At 72.2% G+C, this 2,135-nt stretch carries 1 protein-coding gene and 1 pseudogene; one reads left to right on the top strand and one right to left on the bottom strand.

Features of this window, described 5'->3' with window-relative positions:
- Positions 1-292, bottom strand: a pseudogene (locus tag AB0J04_RS45930) (hypothetical protein); the annotation flags it as partial.
- A gap of 117 nt (positions 293-409) precedes the next feature.
- On the opposite strand from AB0J04_RS45930, the gene AB0J04_RS45925 reads away from it, so the two are divergent.
- A complete protein-coding gene (locus AB0J04_RS45925; RefSeq protein ID WP_363174692.1) occupies positions 410-1,315 on the top strand; it encodes a trypsin-like serine protease in 906 nt (301 codons plus the stop codon).
- The last annotated feature ends 820 nt before the right edge of the window (positions 1,316-2,135 follow it).

Genomic DNA, 2,135 nt, shown 5'->3' with positions numbered 1-2,135 from the left:
GCCGCGGAGATCCATCAGAAGCCCCTAGGCCAGGCAGGCCCTGCACGTGGGTCACGAGATGGCCGGTGAACAGGCGCCTCGCCGGCACCTCGCCACACCGTTCGATGTGGTCGAACACGACCAGGCGGTCGGGGGCGGCGCGGGTGCGCCGGTTCAAGACCTGCTCGCGGGTCAGATCCTTGCGGAACAGCGCCCGGACGGCGTCCTCGCCTCCCGGCTCCGGCGCGGGCGCAAGGCGGACCGGGCGCGGGCCGGGCAGTGCGACCAGGCCAGGGCGACTCTGCACGAACATCCCCCTGGACGAGGTGGCCGTTGCCACGAAAGATCAGGCGGCGGATGCACGCCGCTCGCCGGAATCGCATCCTTCCCGGTGATGACCCGATCCCGACCATCCGAGAGGACACCCCCCATGCCGCCGAGCCCGTCCCGAGGCACGCGCCGAACCGTCTCCGGTCTCGCCACCGCCCTGCTGGCCCTGGCCGGCCCCCTGGCAGCCCCGGCCCTACCCGCGGCGGCCGCCGCCGCAACCGGTCAGGTCAGTACGGTCACCTACACGGCGGCGGAACGGGCCGCCGCCATCTCGTACTGGACGCCCGCGCGCATGAAGCAGGTCAGCCGCGCCGTCGACCTGGGGCCGACCGGACCGCTCAGCAAGCCCTGGACCGGCAAAGCCATCCCCAGCATCGGCCGGCTCTTCTTCGTCGACTCGAGGGGGCAGGACACCTGGTGCACGGCCAGCGCCGTCACCAGCGGCAACCGCTCAGTGATCATGACCGCCGCTCACTGCGCGCGCCTCGGCTCCTCGCCCGTCAACACCTACAGCGACATCGTCTTCGTTCCCGGCTACGCCAAGGGCAAGACGCCGTACGGCCGCTACGCCGTCAAGGCCACCATGACACCGCGCTCCTGGGCCCAGGACACCGTCAATGACGTAGCGGCGATGGTCGTCGCCACCCCGGCGAACGGGAAGCGGCTCACCGACGCGGTGGGGGCGCAGAAGATCGCCTTCGGCCGCCCGGCCGGTGAACGGGTCACCGCCTTCGGCTATCCGGCGACCACTCCCCAGCGGGGCGAGGAACTCCTGTACTGCGCCGGTACCTCTCAGCGCGCCCCCGAGAACGAGCAGCGCGTCCCGTGCGACCTCGGCGGCGGCGCGAGCGGCGGTCCCTGGCTCGCCGGCTTCGACTCCGCCACCGGCAAGGGCACCGTGGTCTCGGTCAACAGCCACGGCAACGGCGACGGCGGCACCCCGATGTACGGGCCGACGCTCGACAAGACCGCGCGGGCCGTCTACGACGCCGCCCAGCGCGGCTGAGCGCCGGGGCTCCGCGACCGGAGCGGCGGGCTGTCCCGGAACCCGGAGGCTGTCATGGCGGCTTCGCGGTTCATCGCATTGCGGGGCGGGGTCATGCGGGCGTGGAGCCTTGGCCGATGAGCGCCCCGGTTGACGGGACGACAAGGTCAGGCTTCGCCCGCGGGAGTGTTTGAGGATGTACTGCCGGTGCGCGGTTTCCGCTTCGATTGACGCAGGGGTGTGCACCTGGCCTCACCGCACATCCAGCCGCACTCCGTCGGCGGCTGGATGTGCGGTGCGTAGCGCTTCCAGCAGTCGGTGTGACCCGACTTGAGGTCGCGGGCGCGTGCTTTGCGGCGCACACGCCGCTCGTTCAGGTCCCAGAGGCGGACTGTGCCGTCGGCGTGCCTGGGGACCGGCGGGGTGCGAGCGGTGCCAGCGTGTTCGCGGGCGGCCGTCCCATCCCCCATGTCGGCACCGGGGCCGCGGTGCTCCAGCACGAGCCGACGAGGCTCGCGCGGGTCGGGCACGAGCTCCGGAGGGGGCCGCCTACCCGGCAGGGTGGCAGCCCCCATGCACACGGAACGGGACGGCGACCTCCTTGAACGCTGATCACGTCGGGAAGGGGCCATTGTCCTTCGGGACCCTCGTCGCTCTGCGGCGCAGCCCCGAGCACGGGCCTGCCCGGGCAGGCCCGTGGCGTGTGCGACGGGCCTTCTTCTGCCCGACCGAAACGTCACCCGTCGGGGCTAGTGCCGCGGCAGGCAACGTTTGCCCGTCAAGGAGCGGCGTCCGGTGCGTGCTCTCGGTGTGCCGGCCGGAAGTCCTCGTACTGGACGTA

Source organism: Streptomyces sp. NPDC050263 (assembly GCF_040655955.1).
Taxonomy (GTDB): domain Bacteria; phylum Actinomycetota; class Actinomycetes; order Streptomycetales; family Streptomycetaceae; genus Streptomyces.
Note: the sequence above shows the minus strand (reverse complement) of the source record. Positions and strands in the feature narration are given on the sequence as shown.